General features: G+C 34.7%; 15 protein-coding genes. 11 read left to right on the forward strand and 4 right to left on the reverse strand.

Translation table 11 applies throughout. From position 1 onward, the window contains the following. The first annotated feature begins 157 nt into the window (after positions 1-157). From AB4Y30_RS03300 to AB4Y30_RS03310, 3 genes are all read left to right on the forward strand, one after another. Positions 158-1,210, forward strand: a complete 1,053-nt coding sequence (locus AB4Y30_RS03300; protein ID WP_368654080.1) for a hypothetical protein — start codon at positions 158-160, stop codon at positions 1,208-1,210. A gap of 71 nt (positions 1,211-1,281) precedes the next feature. Continuing rightward, positions 1,282-2,697: a hypothetical protein gene (locus AB4Y30_RS03305; protein ID WP_368654081.1), complete on the forward strand. Its 1,416-nt coding sequence runs from the start codon at positions 1,282-1,284 to the stop codon at positions 2,695-2,697. Between the two features lie 129 nt (positions 2,698-2,826). Further along, positions 2,827-4,068, forward strand: a complete 1,242-nt coding sequence (locus AB4Y30_RS03310; RefSeq protein WP_368654082.1) for an amidohydrolase family protein — start codon at positions 2,827-2,829, stop codon at positions 4,066-4,068. A 250-nt stretch (positions 4,069-4,318) separates the two neighbouring features. On the opposite strand, the gene AB4Y30_RS03315 is transcribed toward AB4Y30_RS03310, so the two are convergent. From AB4Y30_RS03315 to AB4Y30_RS03325, 3 genes are all read right to left on the reverse strand, one after another. Next, positions 4,319-5,095 (reverse strand): AraC family transcriptional regulator, encoded by a 777-nt coding sequence (locus AB4Y30_RS03315; RefSeq protein ID WP_368654083.1) that lies wholly within the window; start codon positions 5,093-5,095, stop codon positions 4,319-4,321. Between the two features lie 18 nt (positions 5,096-5,113). After that, the gene (locus AB4Y30_RS03320) at positions 5,114-5,689 is read right to left on the reverse strand and encodes a LysE family translocator (RefSeq protein ID WP_368654084.1); all 576 of its coding nucleotides are present in this window, start codon (positions 5,687-5,689) and stop codon (positions 5,114-5,116) included. Positions 5,690-5,816: 127 nt separating this feature from the next. Continuing rightward, positions 5,817-6,557 (reverse strand): GTP pyrophosphokinase family protein, encoded by a 741-nt coding sequence (locus AB4Y30_RS03325; RefSeq protein WP_368654085.1) that lies wholly within the window; start codon positions 6,555-6,557, stop codon positions 5,817-5,819. Between the two features lie 426 nt (positions 6,558-6,983). On the opposite strand from AB4Y30_RS03325, the gene AB4Y30_RS03330 reads away from it, so the two are divergent. Continuing rightward, entirely contained in the window at positions 6,984-8,348 is a 1,365-nt protein-coding gene (locus AB4Y30_RS03330) for an FAD-binding oxidoreductase (protein WP_368654086.1), read from the forward strand. A gap of 57 nt (positions 8,349-8,405) precedes the next feature. On the opposite strand, the gene AB4Y30_RS03335 is transcribed toward AB4Y30_RS03330, so the two are convergent. After that, positions 8,406-9,206: a histidinol-phosphatase HisJ family protein gene (locus AB4Y30_RS03335; RefSeq protein WP_368654087.1), complete on the reverse strand. Its 801-nt coding sequence runs from the start codon at positions 9,204-9,206 to the stop codon at positions 8,406-8,408. Between the two features lie 169 nt (positions 9,207-9,375). Here AB4Y30_RS03335 and AB4Y30_RS03340 point away from each other — a divergent pair, with 169 nt between their 5' ends. From AB4Y30_RS03340 to hisIE, 7 genes are read left to right on the forward strand one after another with little or no spacing between them, the layout of a single operon-like run. Then, a complete protein-coding gene (locus AB4Y30_RS03340; protein ID WP_368654088.1) occupies positions 9,376-10,590 on the forward strand; it encodes an ATP phosphoribosyltransferase regulatory subunit in 1,215 nt (404 codons plus the stop codon). Between the two features lie 22 nt (positions 10,591-10,612). Further along, positions 10,613-11,227, forward strand: a complete 615-nt coding sequence (gene hisG, locus AB4Y30_RS03345) for an ATP phosphoribosyltransferase (protein ID WP_368655159.1) — start codon at positions 10,613-10,615, stop codon at positions 11,225-11,227. A gap of 13 nt (positions 11,228-11,240) precedes the next feature. Then, a complete protein-coding gene (gene hisD, locus AB4Y30_RS03350) occupies positions 11,241-12,518 on the forward strand; it encodes a histidinol dehydrogenase (RefSeq protein WP_368654089.1) in 1,278 nt (425 codons plus the stop codon). Further along, positions 12,518-13,105, forward strand: coding sequence for an imidazoleglycerol-phosphate dehydratase HisB (hisB, locus tag AB4Y30_RS03355; RefSeq protein WP_368654090.1), 588 nt, complete (start codon positions 12,518-12,520; stop codon positions 13,103-13,105). The genes hisD and hisB overlap by 1 nt, the downstream gene beginning before the upstream one ends. Positions 13,106-13,150: 45 nt before the next feature. Beyond that, entirely contained in the window at positions 13,151-13,864 is a 714-nt protein-coding gene (hisA, locus tag AB4Y30_RS03360) for a 1-(5-phosphoribosyl)-5-[(5-phosphoribosylamino)methylideneamino]imidazole-4-carboxamide isomerase (protein WP_368654091.1), read from the forward strand. Further along, on the forward strand, positions 13,864-14,616 hold the full coding sequence (hisF, locus tag AB4Y30_RS03365) for an imidazole glycerol phosphate synthase subunit HisF (protein WP_368654092.1): 753 nt from the start codon (positions 13,864-13,866) through the stop codon (positions 14,614-14,616). The genes hisA and hisF overlap by 1 nt, the downstream gene beginning before the upstream one ends. A gap of 2 nt (positions 14,617-14,618) precedes the next feature. Beyond that, positions 14,619-15,251, forward strand: a complete 633-nt coding sequence (hisIE, locus tag AB4Y30_RS03370) for a bifunctional phosphoribosyl-AMP cyclohydrolase/phosphoribosyl-ATP diphosphatase HisIE (RefSeq protein WP_368654093.1) — start codon at positions 14,619-14,621, stop codon at positions 15,249-15,251. Position 15,252: the final 1 nt, after the last annotated feature.

Here is a 15,252-nt window from a genome sequence, read left to right on the forward strand (position 1 = left end):
GAATAATGATTATTAATGTAGTATAATGTATTTTATGTGATTTTTTAAAAAATAGTATATTTTAAGGGAAGAATAAGTCATTTAGAGTAGTCCTGTATTATAGTAGGATTGCTAAACTGTCTTATCTTCATTTTGTAATGGATTTGGGGGTTACGGTATGTGGAAAGTATTAAAAATTGCTAGTGCATTTATCGGAATTATTGTTGGTGCCGGCTTTGCATCTGGGCAAGAGATTTTACAGTATTTTACAAGCTTTGGTTACATAGGTACAGTTGGAGCAATCGTTTCTACTACATTATTTGCATACCTTGGTATGAATCTAGTGATGCTTGGAAGTCGTCTGCAAACAACTTCGCATAAAGAAGTCATTTATAAAATTAGTGGACGTTATTTAGGATATATTGTAGATGCAATTATTATTTTCACGTTATTTGGTGTAGGCGTTGTTATGGTTGCTGGTGCTGGAGCGACTTTAAATCAGGAGTTTGGCCTTACTCCATTTTTAGGAAGTCTTCTTTTGACTATTCTTATTTTACTAACGGTCATGCTGAACGTAGAAAAAGTAATCGCTATCATTGGAGGAATCACACCTGCGTTAATCGCAGCAGTTGTGTTAATTAGTATTTATTGTATTTTCACATTTGATAAACCATTAGATGAATTGAATGAAATTGCAGTTCAACAAAAATCTGCTTTATCACATTGGTTTATTTCGGCAATCAATTATGTGTCTTTTAATATTGCGGTAGGTGCTGCGATGGCTTTAGTAATGGGTGGAGCAGAGAAAAATGAAAGAATTGCCAAATTCGGAGGTTTATTTGGAGGTTTAAGCTTAGGTATTTTAATCGTATTAAGCCATTTAGCTATTTTTTCAAAAATTGATCAAACCATTGGTTATGACATGCCAATGTTAAAAATTGTAAATGATATCTCACCGAATTTATCATTAGTTATGGCAGTTGTGTTATTCGGAATGATTTTTAACACTGGTGTAGGGATGTTTTATGCTTTTGTAGCACGTTTTGTAAAAATGAATACGAAGAAGGCAAATATTATGATTGTTGTTACATTAGCTGCTGGCTTTGCGCTGAGTTTTGTAGGATTTACTGATTTAGTTAGTTTATTCTATCCAATTATTGGATTCCTAGGGCTATTCCTTGTATTTGCTTTAATTATTGCACCATATAGAATACCAAAGCGTAAAGAATAAGAAGATAGGATTCCATCATAAGTTTCGTGTAGAATAGAAGAAAAGCTAGTTATGGAGATGAAGGTTCTGCTATGTTTAAACAAATAGGACGATTAGGCTTTGCGATTTCTACAACATTATTTGTTTTATTTCATTTCTTAGAATTATTTTTTTCAGAAGCCATTTTTCTTTCGCTGATTTCATTTTTTGGTCTTTTAACATTATTTTTTGGAATTTTAATCTTAAATCACCGAGCTATACTATTGCCACTTATTCTTTTAATTGTGGCAATAGTTATTGGTTTGGCACATCCAAGTGCTAGTTTTTCAGAGGTCTTTTGGGTAGGGGCAAGTAAAATGCGTTCATTACTCCCTATGTTATTTGTAATTCCATTTGTAGCTTGGGTATTGAAACAGGAAAACTATGTAGAAGATACGATTTTGTTAATGAAGCGTCAGCTGAAAAGTAGTCGAACTTTTTATGGTTTACTTATTTTTATGACGCAAATCATATCATTTTTCTTACTTTTTGGTTCGATTGTTGTTGTTTATCAGATTGCAACAACCTTTTTTAAAGGGAAAGTTTCACCAACTTGGGAAGTTTTTAAATCAACTGCAGTATTACGTGGATTTTCATTTTCCTCTATGTGGGTTGTTAGTATGCCGAGCTTTGCTTATACAGTAGCTGTTTTACAAGCTGATTTGATTCATGCTTTTATCCAAGGGTTATTGGTGGGTGTAGCAGGTCTACTACTTGGAATTGTTCATTTGCATTTTTATGAGAAAAAACAGAAAATCTCTTTGTCTAGCGAAATAAGAGAAGTGATTGCGAAGGCAGAGGAAAATCGTTCAACTGTTCAAAATGGTTTAAGAAATCCGATTGAATTTGCAGTATTATTTAGTTCTTTAATTATTCTAACCTTTGTTGCCAATGCTTTACTGCCGTTAGACTTATTGGCTGTGATTCCGTTTGTTGTGATTGTCTGGGTGGTAACTTATTTTATTGTGAAACGAAGAATGAGGGCATTGTTTCAGGAGATTAAACAATATTTCAGTAAAAGGATTACTTCTAATGCACCACAATGGGTCTTGTTATTGGCTACAGGTATTTTAATCGTAGCTTTGGATACTTCTGGATTGTCTGAAGCGGCTATGCAGGGTGTTTATCAATGGTCAGAGAGTGCGCTAGGGATTAATTTCCTATGGGTATTGCCATTAATAGTACTTATGCTTGGATTTTTAGGAGTTGGGCCACTTTCTGTAACTGTACTTATCGCTGGCATTGTGCTTAGTATTTATCTACCATATGAGCCAGAGTTAATTGTATTAGCGATGACATTAGGAAGTGCATTAAGTATCTTGCTATCACCGATCGTTATACCAACGATCCTGCTCAGCGGAGTGAATCAGAAAAATCCATTTGAAAATAGTGTGTTATATAATTGGAAGTTTGCTATCACCTTTTATTTCTTGGTAGAAACATATATTCAAATTCGGCTGCTATTTTAAGAAAATATGGAAAGAAAAAAACATTTCATTACTCGAAATGTTTTTTTCTTTATGTTATAATTTGATTATATTTTTGCAATATTATTAATAAAGCGAAACTACGATAAAAATTATTGGAGGTAATAGGGAATGTCTTATGTATTAGTAGAAAATGGAACCTTAATTGATGGAAATGGTGGAGATCCAGTAGCTAATGGTGCTGTATTAATTAAAGATAATATTATTGAACAAGTTGGAACAAAAGATTCTATTCAAATTCCAGCTGGTGCCAATGTAGAGACAATAGATGCAAAAGGCGGAACAATTTTACCTGGATTAATCGATGCACATGTACATATTACATTTGAACTTGGTAGCTTAGAGGAAAGAGCAAGCACACCTTTCTCTTTAAAATTCTATCAAACTATTGAATATATGAGAAAAACATTAGATGCTGGGATTACAACAATACGTGATGCTGGTGGAGCAGATTTAGGTTTAAAACAAGCGGTAAATAATGGTCTTGTTGTAGGGCCTCGTATGCAACTTTCTATTAATGCATTAACGATTACTGGTGGACATGGAGACTCTTGGATGCTTTCCGGAATGGACTTAACAAGACAAGGCTATCCTGGAATGCCAAATGGACTTTGTGATGGGAAAGAAGAAGTGAGAAAGAAAACACGTGAAATGTTACGTGCAGGTGCAGATTTAATTAAAGTTCACTCTACTGGTGGGGTAATGAGCCCAACAGATCATCCAGAGTATACGCAGTTCGCTTTGGAAGAATTAGAAGTAATGGTTGAAGAAGCACGATTCCATCGCAATAAGAAGGTAATGGCACATGCTCAAGGAACAGAAGGAATTCAAAATGCGATTAAAGCAGGTATTCATTCTATTGAGCATGGTATTTATTTAGATGATGAAACAATTGAAATGATGAAAGAACATGGTACATATTTAGTTCCAACATTATTAGCACCTGTTGGTGTATTAGAACTAGCAGAAGAGCGTAGCTTGCCTAAATATGCAGTGAAAAAAGCGGAAGAAGTAGTAAATGATCATATGGAAAGCTTCAGACGCGCTCACAAAGCCGGAGTAAAAATTGCTATGGGAACAGATGCAGGTGTATTCACACACGGAATTAATCTTCGTGAGCTTGGTTTAATGTGTGAGGGTGGAATGACACCAATGGAATCAATTGTTGCAACCACTAAAGTAGCAGCAGAATGTATGGGCTGGGAAGATCAAGTTGGTACATTAGAAGCTGGGAAGTTTGCAGACGTAGTTATTTTAAATGGAGATCCACTTGATGATATTCATGTAATAGAGAATCAAGATAATATTGTAACTGTATTAAAAGACGGTAAGATTGTTAAAGATTTACGATAAAATATTTCGTATGTTATGCAGAAAGCTTACATTATCTTTAAAAATTAAAGCAAAGGGATTTGAGTATGAATATATGCTCAAATCCCTTTTTTTTCATATAAATAGACATAAATGATCCCTGGTCAGTTTCACTTTTCTAAGCTAATGTTTTTAATTATAGAAAGATTAGTAGATATTATTACCGTACTTTTCATCCAGTTTATCAATACATTCCATATCATTGTTTCTGTATAGTTCGGTACTGAGGATGCTAATTTAAATAAGAAATGTATTCATGTGCAGTTGTTCCATATACACATTTGAAATGTTTGTTTAAGTGTGTTAAATCAACAAATCCATAATGAGCTACTGCTGAATATAAATCTTTACTTTTTTCCATTAATTGTCTAGCTTGTTCTAGTCTATGGTTAAGAGAGTATTGGTAAGGGGTAATTCCAGTTTGAGCTTTAAACATTCTAATGAATTGAAATTTTGATAAATTAAGCTGTTTACTAATTTCATCGAGTTTAAGGACATTCCCTAGATCAGAACGTAGCATTTCTTTTGCTTTTTTTATGAGCGTATTATCTTTTAGCAGATTTGCTGAAACATTTGTTTGAATAAGATTATCTGTTAGGGAAAGCAACAATGTACTACATAAGGACTCATCTTTTCCACTTAGTATTGCATGGGCAAGATTTAATACACTGCTTTTTAATATGTGATTATATACAATAGGTTTTTGGAAATATATCATTTCCTTTTTCTCGGTAACATCTAAAAGAGATTGAGGATCTATATAGAGCATAACGTAGTCAAGGCCATTTTCATCATGCGCCATTCCATCGTGTGCTTGCTCTGGATTAAAGAACATCACACCATTTGGATAAGATAATTGCAGGTGACCATCTAAATGATAATGCTGAATACCACGTAATGTTACACCAATTGCATATTCTTTATGATAATGATTTTTATATTTGAAATTAGTGAGACTAGCTGACAATGCTGTAATGTCTGCCACTTTTTTATAGTTAAAATTATCCACTCTACTCACCTCGCTATTCTATACCCAGATCATAATTGTAGCATAAACCAAACTAAGAGCCATGACGATGTTAACAATCTTTGAATGCTTTTGTAGAAAGTTTTTGAGAATTGCACCAAACAGAATCCAAGAAATAAATGCTAAAAAACCAATGATAGTTATAACAATTACTCCTATTGTAATAATGGTTGTATCGGTATAGTAGGGTAAAATAAAGCTAGGGATAACTGTTAAGGTAAAGATAACTACTTTGGGATTTAAAAATTGCATAAGAAAACCTGTAGTAAAAGTACCGGTTTTGTTGTCTCTTGATTTTGTTGAATCCATTTTATAGATTTGATAAGAGAGATATAACATATAAATGGTTCCAATTATTTGCATACCAATTAAGATATTCGGCATGATTGTTATTAATATTGAATTCAACATAGCCGATATTCCAAGTAATAAACCAAAAGCGATAGTTGCTCCAAATGTATATTCTGCTGCTTTTTTTGTCCCATAATTATGTACAGTAGATAGTATAACAATATTCGTAGGTCCTGGAGTAAATGTCGTAATAAAGCAGTAAATGATAAAAGATGTAATATCCAAGATGAAAAACTCCTTCCTAAGGTGCTTTCTTGAATATTACATCTTCTATATAAAGAGCGTATAGTATATTATTGCAAGTTTACTGAATCAATTTAGTCAAAATCATTCAGCTATATAAAATTCCTAATTACTCATCAAATTCTTCTGATTTCACTGCATGCTCTAATAATTGCAAAGGATGTAGTATTTGTTCGGTGATTGAGTTTTCCAATGGACTATCTTGAACTTTAAATTTTTTAATCTCTCTATTAAGGTGCTCCATCTTCACGTCTAGCTCTGCAGCGGATTCAGCTGCTTCTTTTAATTCATCAATTAATGTTTGCGGGATATCTTTATTATATTTATAGAAAATCTTATGTTCTAAGCTTGCCCAGAAATCCATTGCAATGGTACGAACTTGAATTTCTACAGGTGTTAATACTTCTCGATCTGATAAGAAAATAGGGATTTCAACCAGTAAATGTAAGCTACGATATCCATTTGGTTTAGGATCTTTAATATAATCCTTACATTCAATAAGTTTGATATCCTTTTGATTGATTAGCATCTCTTTAATTCGGTAAATATCTGAGATAAAGGAACAGGTGATACGTACTCCAGCAATATCCCTTATTTCATTTTTGATAGCATCAAGGGAAATATCTAAATCTTTTCGACTAATTTTTTTCACAATGCTTTCCACGCTTTTTACGCGAGAAGTGACATGTTCGATAGGGTTATAGTCATGCAGATATGTAAATTCTTCCTTTAAAATATTTATTTTTGTATTTATTTCATCCAGGGCAAATTTATAAGGCATCATAAATCGGGAACTTTCAATTTTTATTGCTTTAATTTTATTTAAGTTTAATGTCATGTTTTGCTCCATGATTGATAATCTCCATTCTTAATGAAATGATTCCATATCTATTATAAGGGGTTGTTCAAAAAGTACAATAAAAATGACACATCGAACAGGGGAACTTCGACTAAGTTCCGACACGTCCTGTGGAAGTCGTTGGCTTGCTTTTCCGTTCCTTGAAAAAGAAAAGCACTTTTTCTGCGTGCAAGAGCGTCTGCTCACGTATTGGAATCATACATTTTGCTACTCAAAGCTACGCCTCCTTGAACTACTTGGTCCTTTTTGTTGAACTTTTTGAACACGTACTAGAAAAGAAGAAGTGAAAGAATAACAATAATTGACCGTATGATCTAGCTAGAACAACTTTCATGAATTTATCTATTGAGCTATAATGGGAAAGTGAGTAAAAAGTTAAAAAATTTACATTTGTTAATTAAAGAAAGGAAGACTAAAATGAATTATATTGAAAAATTAAGCAATATCCTTCCTGAAGATCGAGTGACAACAAACCAAGTTGTATTGGAAAATCATAGTAAGGACGAGTCATATCATCAACCTCATTTACCAGATGTTGTTGTATTTCCTAATTCTGCAGAAGAGGTAAGTGCAGTAATGAAAATTGCTAATGAAGAAGAGATACCTGTGGTTCCTTTTGGACTGGGTACAAGCTTAGAAGGTGCAGCAATACCATATACAGGCGGAATTTCTTTAGATTTTTCACAAATGAATAAAATTCTTGAAATTATTCCAGAGGATTTTCTTGTAAAAGTACAGCCTGGAGTAACAAGAATTCAATTAAATGAAGAACTAAAAAAACATGGATTATTTTTCTCAGTTGATCCAGGCGCAGATGCTACCCTTGGTGGAATGGCTGCAACCAATGCAAGTGGAACAACAGCTGTTCGTTATGGGGTAATGCGTGATCAAGTTCGTGATTTAGAGGTTGTTTTAGCGGATGGTACGATTATGAATACAGGAAGCCTTGCAGCGAAATCATCTTCTGGTTATAACTTAAATGGTTTATTTGTTGGGTCCGAGGGTACATTAGGATGCTTTACGGAATTAACATTAAGAGTGTATGGAATTCCAGAAGAAACAGTAGCAGCTCGTGCTTCTTTTAAGACAATTGATGAGGCGGTGCAAGGGGTAGTAGCTATTCGTTCAGCAGGTATTCAAATTGCACGTATTGAGTTATTATGTGAAGAATCAATGCGCCGTATTAATGCATTTAGTGAAACAAATTACTTAGAACAACCAGCATTATTTATGGAATTCCATGGTAATCAGGCTGGGCTTGAGCAGGATATTCAATTTGCCGAAGAGATTCTTGCAGACTTTGGTTGTGAAGGTTTCCAATTTGAGAAAGATACCCAATCCCGGAATAAATTATGGGAAGCACGTCATAATCATGCTTATTCTTTTATGCACAGTAATCCTGGAAAGAAAGCGATGGTTACTGATGTATGTATGCCAATTTCGCATTTAACAGGGGCGATTAATTATGCATCAGAGCGCTTAGAAAATCTAGGAATTGTTGGCGGAATTGTAGGGCATGCTGGGGATGGGAATTACCATACCATTTTAATGATTGATCTGAATAATCCAGAAGAAATAGCACTTGGAAATCAATTTAATAAGGATATTGTAGAATATGCATTAGCACGTGGCGGTTCTTGTACAGGAGAGCATGGCGTTGGTGTAGGCAAGATGAAGTATCAGGAAATGGAACATGGCAATTCATTAGAAATAATGAAAACAATAAAACGTTCGCTTGATCCTAAAAATATTTTAAATCCTGGAAAAGTTATTAGCATTTAAATAAAGAGAGAATCACAGTCTTGTTGATGAGGTGCACTCAACAAGTCTGTGATTTTTTTATAGCAAATCATTAATCTTATGAAAAGTAGGTTTTTGTTTACTAAAGCTACAAACATAAGTAAATCCTAGTTCATCTAGAAGCTGTAATGACTCTTTGAAATGATAGTTTATATCCTCTACGCGATGTGCATCAGCACCAACCGTAATAATCTCGCCACCTAAGTCTTTATAAAGCTGTAAAATATCTTTACTTGGCAAAGCGTTCTTCATCCCATATCGAGTACCAGAAGTGTTGATTTCAATACCTTTGCCTTGAGGTATAATTGTTTGGAAAATTTGCGTGATGGTATCATGGAAATCAGTATTTACCTGCTGGCCAATGGTATATCTTTTTACTAAATCCAGATGGCCGAGAATTTGGTACTTATCAAAGTTTTTCACACAATAAAGCAGTTCTTCATAATATTTTTGATAAGCTGCTTCAATGGAGCGGGAATTAAATAATTCTCCTGAATGCAAGTCTGCTTTATCGACAGTGTGCAAGGAACAGATAATAAAATCAAATTCCTTTTGGGCTAAAAAGGCTTCATATCTTTCTGGTAAATGTGGCTGAATCCCTACTTCAATTCCTTTATAAATTTCAATATCAGTTTCATAGATTTTTTGTAATCGAGATAATTCCTTGAAATATCCATCTAAATCAAGATCAAATGTATATAGTGGATCAGGATAATCAAAATCAATATGGTCCGTAAAACATATTTTTCGAAGTCCCTTCTGAATAGCTCCTTGAACCATTTCTTCCATTGGAACAGAACAATCATCTGAAAAATGACTATGTACATGATACTCAAACATTAAAAAATCCCTCCAAAATTGGTTGACATATTTAATAGCTATGCTTATAGTATTACATATCGCTTTATCGAGATAAAGTAATAAAGTGATAAAATGTAATTAAAATAATTGAAAATCAGATAAATTTTTAGCTCTTGTTTGCATACAAGATAGAAAGGAGATACCAGCTTTGTTAATAAAAACAAATGGACAGTATATTCAAGATGAACAACGGATTGAAAAAATCGCTAAAACAATTAAGCAAAGATTCGTCACTTATGGATTTAAACGTGTATATACATCTGTATTTGAAAAGTATGATCTATACTCACAAGTGAGAAGCTCCATCAATCAAAATGAGATGATTAAAGTTATTGATCATTTGAACCAAGTTCTAGTGATGCGACCTGATGTGACATTGCCTGTTACTAGACAACTAGCTAAAGAATATTCATCTCTCCCTCATGAATTAAGATATTACTACATAGAGGATGTTTATCGCAAGCCTGTTGAGCATCTAGATAAAATTGAAACAACTCAAGCAGGGGTGGAATACTTTTGTGAAAGTTCACCTGAAGCGGATGCAGAGGTAATTGCTTTAGCCATCCATATGCTTAAGGATTTAGGCTTCCAGTCGGTAAAAATTGAACTGGGTCATGCCGGATTTTTTAATGAAATTATTCAAGCATTGGATATTTCTAAAGAAGAGGCAGAGCAGCTTAAGCAATTGATTCGCGCTAAAAATATTGCTGAAATGGAGCCATTTTTAGAACAACTGCAAATCGAATCCTCTGTAAAAGCTGCAGTAGCTAAAATCCCATTCTTGTATGGAAATCCAATAGATGTTTGTGAGAAAGCAAGACAGATTACTTTTACAGAAGGAATGGAAGAGAAGATAGATTATTTCATTGAGTTATTCCGTATCCTGGAAATGTATGGTGTGGCGGAGCATGTAGTAATGGATTTAGGTTTAATTAATCATATGGATTACTATTCAGGTGTGATTTTTCAAGGATTTGTTGAAAATATAGGTATGCCAGCGTTAATGGGAGGGCGTTACAATCAGTTAGGTGATTTTTTCCATGCTGATTTACCAGCAATTGGTTTTGCATGTAAATTGAATACATTAATGCTTGCGCTGGCACAAATGCAGGAGAAGCCTAGAAAAATGATAGATGCAATTATTGTATATGACGAGGAAAATAAAGAAAGTGCAATTAAATTAGCAACAGCATTAAGATTAAAAAAATACAAGGTGATTGTGACAACAGATCATAATTTAGCTAAAGATGAAAGACTCGCAAAATATAAATTTAATATGTTAAACGATTCATATATGCTAGAAGGTTCAAGTGAAGGGAGCAAGCCATCTTCTATCGAAGCATTTATGCAAGGTTTGAAGTAATAAGGAGGAGTACGAATTGTCAGTGATTACATTAGCAATTGCCACGGGACGTATGGCAGCAAGGACAATTGATTTTTTAGAGGAGTCAGGAATCTACTTTCCTGATTATCATAATGATAGTAGAAAGCTAGTAATGTATGACACAACAAATACAGTGAAGCTAATTTTCGCAAAAACAGCAGATTTAGGTACGTATGTAGACAAAGGGGCAGCAGATATTGGTATTGTGGGCAAGGATATTATTGTAGAGGAGCAACCAGATGTATATGAGTTACTAAATTTTGATTTTAGTAATTGCCGCGTAGTTGTAGCAGGATTTCCAAATACAGATTTATATCCCGGTAGAACACTTACTGTTGCTACAAAATATCCTAGAATAGCAGGAAACTTCTTCCATAGCAAAGAACAGGCAGTAGAAATAATTCCTTTAAATGGATCAATAGAGTTAGCGCCATTGATGGGATTATCAGATGTTATCGTGGATATTGTTGAAACAGGAGCAACATTGGAGCAAAACGGACTCGTAGTATTAGAGGATGTTCTTGATGTGAGTGCGAGATTAATTGTTAATAAAGCAAGCTATGCTACAAAAACAGAGCAAATCGAGCAGTTGATCAGCAAGCTAAAAAGGAAGTAGAAAGGAGTTCCTTATGAAAATCGTAACATGGAAACAATACGAACAAGAGCAAGTATTGCAAAAGGAAAATCTGGTAGATGAAGCATCCATTGATGAAGTAGTACTCTCTATGATTGCGGAAGTAAGAAGTAAAGGGGATGCAGCTTTATTTGCATACACAGAACAATTTGATCAGGTTCGATTAGACCATTTGCTTGTGTCTCAAGAAGAATGGGAAGAGGCAATGGCAGCTATAGATCTGGAATTTATGCAATCGATTCAAAAAGCACATGATAAGATTGAAAAATTTCATAAGCTCCAAAAAGAACGTTCCTGGATGCTGGATGATGAGCCGGGGATTTTATTAGGTCAGAAAGTGACTGCTATCGATCGTGTTGGTATTTATGTTCCAGGGGGTAAAGCAGCATATCCTTCGACGGTTTTAATGAATGCAGTCCCAGCTAAAATAGCGGGTGTTTCTAAAATAGTAATTACAACCCCACCGCAAGCAGATGGGAAAATTAATCCATATATTCTTGCTGCAGCTAAAATAGCAGGTGTTGAAACCGTATATAAAGTTGGTGGGGCACAAGCCATTGCCGCATTAGCTTATGGAACGGAAACCATTACAAAGGTAAATAAAATTGTCGGGCCTGGAAATGCTTATGTAGCTAGTGCAAAAAAATGGGTGTTTGGTGAAGTTGCAATTGATATGATTGCTGGTCCAAGTGAAATTTGCGTAATGGCAGATCAGGCGACAAATCCTGTTTATGCTGCTGCTGATTTATTATCACAAGCAGAGCATGATGAAAGAGCTAAAGCTATTTGTGTTACTACAAGTAAGCAATTTGCAGAGACACTTAAAGAGGAGATATATCAGCAAACAGAGCTTGCAGAAAGAAAAGCAATTATTCAAAGCTCTATCGAAGATTATGGCAGAATTGTTCTCGTCGATTCACTGGAAGAAATGTATGATTTTGTAAATCACTTAGCACCAGAGCATTTACAAATTATGCTAGAAAATCCTATAGAGCATTTAGGTAATATTCAGCATGCTGGAGCCATTTTTCTAGGAGAGTATGCTCCTGAGGCACTTGGAGATTATATAGCAGGGCCTAATCATACACTACCTACAAGCGGAACAGCCGTATTTTCTTCTCCACTAGGTGTCTATGATTTCATGAAAAAATCAAGTGTTATTTATTACTCTAAGGAAGCTTTGAGTAAGGTAGGAGAAGATGTGATGCGAATTGCTAATGCAGAAGGATTATTTGCACATGCAAATTCAATAAAGAAACGGATGGATGAATAATGCGAAAGCACGAAATAAAGAGAGAAACCGCCGAAACTAAAATTAATTTGGTATGGAATTTAGACGGTGCAGGAAAAACAAATATTCAAACTGGTGTTGGCTTCTTTGATCATATGCTTGTTTTAATGACAAAGCATGGCAGATTTGATTTAGATGTTAATTGTGATGGGGATATTGAAGTGGACCAGCACCATACTGTAGAAGATATTGGTATCGTTCTAGGTCAGGCCTTCTACCAATGCTTAGGCGATAAAGTTGGTATTGAAAGATATTCGACGATTACGATTCCCATGGATGAAGCACTTGCCACTGTATCGATAGATATTAGCGGTAGACCTTACTTTGTTTATCGAGTAGAAGGATTAAAAGATAAAGTAGGGCAGTTTGATACGGAATTAGTAGAAGAGTTTTTCCAAGCGTTTGTTAGTCACGCAAAGGTGACATTACATATTCGCCTAGAATACGGAAGTAACACACATCATATGATTGAAGCTATATTTAAAGCATTTGGTCGTGTATTACATGCAGCTAGTAGAATCAATGAGAATTGGCAAGAGGTTCCTTCTACAAAAGGGTTTCTTGAGTAACTGAATCTAGATGAGAAGTTCGTTTAACTAGAAAGGAAGAAAGGCATGATTATTTTTCCAGCAATTGATATTCGTAATGGTAAATGTGTTCGCCTTATTCAAGGCGATTATAATCAAGAAACAATTTATGGTGATTCTCCAGCAGCTATGGCATTAGAATGGCAAAATCAAGGAGCTACCTTTATTCACGTGATTGATTTAGATGGAGCAAAGTCGGGAGTAAGACAGAATATCCAAGCGATTACAGAGATTGTGAACACTGTTTCTGTACCTGTTCAAGTTGGTGGTGGAATTCGCTCATTAGAAAGTGTCGAAGCATACTTGCAGGCAGGAGTTAATCGAGTCATTCTTGGTACAGCAGTCATTCAAGATAAACAGCTGCTAAAAGAGGTAGTGGAAAAATATCAAGAAAAAATTGTTGTATCTATTGATGCTCGAGGATATTTTGTTGCAACAGATGGTTGGACAGAAACAAGTAATGTGAATGCATTAGAACTGATCAAAGAGTTAGAAGCATTAGGTGTAAAAACAATTGTTTTTACTGATATTGCAAAAGATGGCATGTTAGCAGGTCCAAATTTTGCAGTGCTTGAAGAAATGAATCAGACAACCGTAATAGATATTATTGCTTCAGGTGGTGTTTCAACAGTTCAAGATGTTACGAGATTAACAGAGATGAAGATGTATGGAGCAATTATTGGTAAGGCATTATATGAAAAAAACATTACACTAAATGAAGTGTTAGGAGTTGAAAAGTAATGCGTATTATTCCATGTTTAGATGTTGATAAAGGGAAGGTAGTAAAAGGGAAAAAATTTGTAGATATTCAGGAAATTGCTGATCCAATTGTATTAGCAAAGAAATATGTGGAAGATGGAGCAGATGAGCTAGTATTCTATGACATTACTGCTTCTACAGAAGATCGAGAGCTATTTTTAGATACGATTCAAGAAATACGCAAAATAACTCCAATCCCCTTTATGGTAGGGGGAGGAATAAAATCACTTCAAGATATAGAAAATTTAATCCAGATTGGAGTAGACAAATTTTCTATTAATAGTGCTGCGATTAATAATTTAGATTTTATTAAGCAAGCAGCTGAACAATATGGCTCTGAGCGAATTATTTTATCCATGGATGTGAAAAAAGTAGGTCCAGGCAAATGGAACGTATTTGCAAAGGGAGGCCAACAGGATACGGGAATCGATGCGATAGAATGGGCTGTGCAAGGAGAACAAGCAGGTGCAGGTGAAGTCGTTCTAAATAGTATTGATGCAGATGGTGTCAAAGAAGGATATGACCTTGAATTAACAAGAACGATTGCTGAGAAAATTAATATCCCTGTGATTGCAAGTGGGGGAGCAGGGAAAAAAGAAGACTTTCTCTTGGCATTAACAGAAGGAAAAGCAACAGGAGCATTAGGTGCATCTGTATTTCATTATAATGAATTAATTATTAGTGATATAAAGGACTATATCTCAAAGCAATTAAATGGAGCTGAGGAGGAGTAGGAATGGATATCCAGCTTGAACAAATAAAATTTGATGATAATGGGCTGATTCCAGCAATTGTTCAGGATGAGCAAACTGGAAATGTTCTGATGTTAGCATATATGAATAAAGAAGCTTTACAGAAGACGATTGAAACAAAGGAAACATGGTTTTATAGTCGTTCACGCCAAGAATTATGGAATAAAGGAGCAACTTCTGGTAATAAACAAAAAGTAAGGCGTATGTCTTTTGATTGTGATCAAGACGCCATATTGATGCAAGTAGATCCCGTGGGCCCAGCATGCCATACAGGCAAGTCCTCCTGCTTTCACAATCTTTATGTTGAAGAGAGCACAAATAATCGCGATATTATTTTTCAATTAGCTAAAGAAATTAAAGGGCGTCGTGAGAATCCAATAGAAGGTTCCTATACTTCCTATTTATTTCGAGAAGGACTAGATAAAGTATTGAAAAAAATTGGTGAAGAATCAAGTGAAGTCATTATCGGGGCAAAAAATCATGATAAGGAAGAATTAGTTAGTGAGCTTGCAGATTTGACCTATCATACACTTGTTCTGATGGAACTAGCAGGAGTAGAAATAACGGATATAAAAGATAAATTAATAGCGAGAAGTCAGAAAAGAAAGGAAGACTAAA

The sequence above is a fragment of the Ornithinibacillus sp. 4-3 genome (genome assembly GCF_040958695.1).
Lineage (GTDB): Bacteria > Bacillota > Bacilli > Bacillales > Amphibacillaceae > CALAMD01.

Coding starts and splice junctions, on each gene's coding strand:
- AB4Y30_RS03300 (WP_368654080.1), top strand. CDS start 158: ATGTGGAAAGTATTAAAAATTGCTAGTGCATTTATCGGAATTATTGTT.
- AB4Y30_RS03305 (WP_368654081.1), top strand. CDS start 1,282: ATGTTTAAACAAATAGGACGATTAGGCTTTGCGATTTCTACAACATTA.
- AB4Y30_RS03310 (WP_368654082.1), top strand. CDS start 2,827: ATGTCTTATGTATTAGTAGAAAATGGAACCTTAATTGATGGAAATGGT.
- AB4Y30_RS03325 (WP_368654085.1), bottom strand. CDS start 6,557: ATGGAGCAAAACATGACATTAAACTTAAATAAAATTAAAGCAATAAAA.
- AB4Y30_RS03330 (WP_368654086.1), top strand. CDS start 6,984: ATGAATTATATTGAAAAATTAAGCAATATCCTTCCTGAAGATCGAGTG.
- AB4Y30_RS03335 (WP_368654087.1), bottom strand. CDS start 9,206: ATGTTTGAGTATCATGTACATAGTCATTTTTCAGATGATTGTTCTGTT.
- hisD (WP_368654089.1), top strand. CDS start 11,241: ATGAAAATCGTAACATGGAAACAATACGAACAAGAGCAAGTATTGCAA.
- hisB (WP_368654090.1), top strand. CDS start 12,518: ATGCGAAAGCACGAAATAAAGAGAGAAACCGCCGAAACTAAAATTAAT.
- hisA (WP_368654091.1), top strand. CDS start 13,151: ATGATTATTTTTCCAGCAATTGATATTCGTAATGGTAAATGTGTTCGC.
- hisF (WP_368654092.1), top strand. CDS start 13,864: ATGCGTATTATTCCATGTTTAGATGTTGATAAAGGGAAGGTAGTAAAA.
- hisIE (WP_368654093.1), top strand. CDS start 14,619: ATGGATATCCAGCTTGAACAAATAAAATTTGATGATAATGGGCTGATT.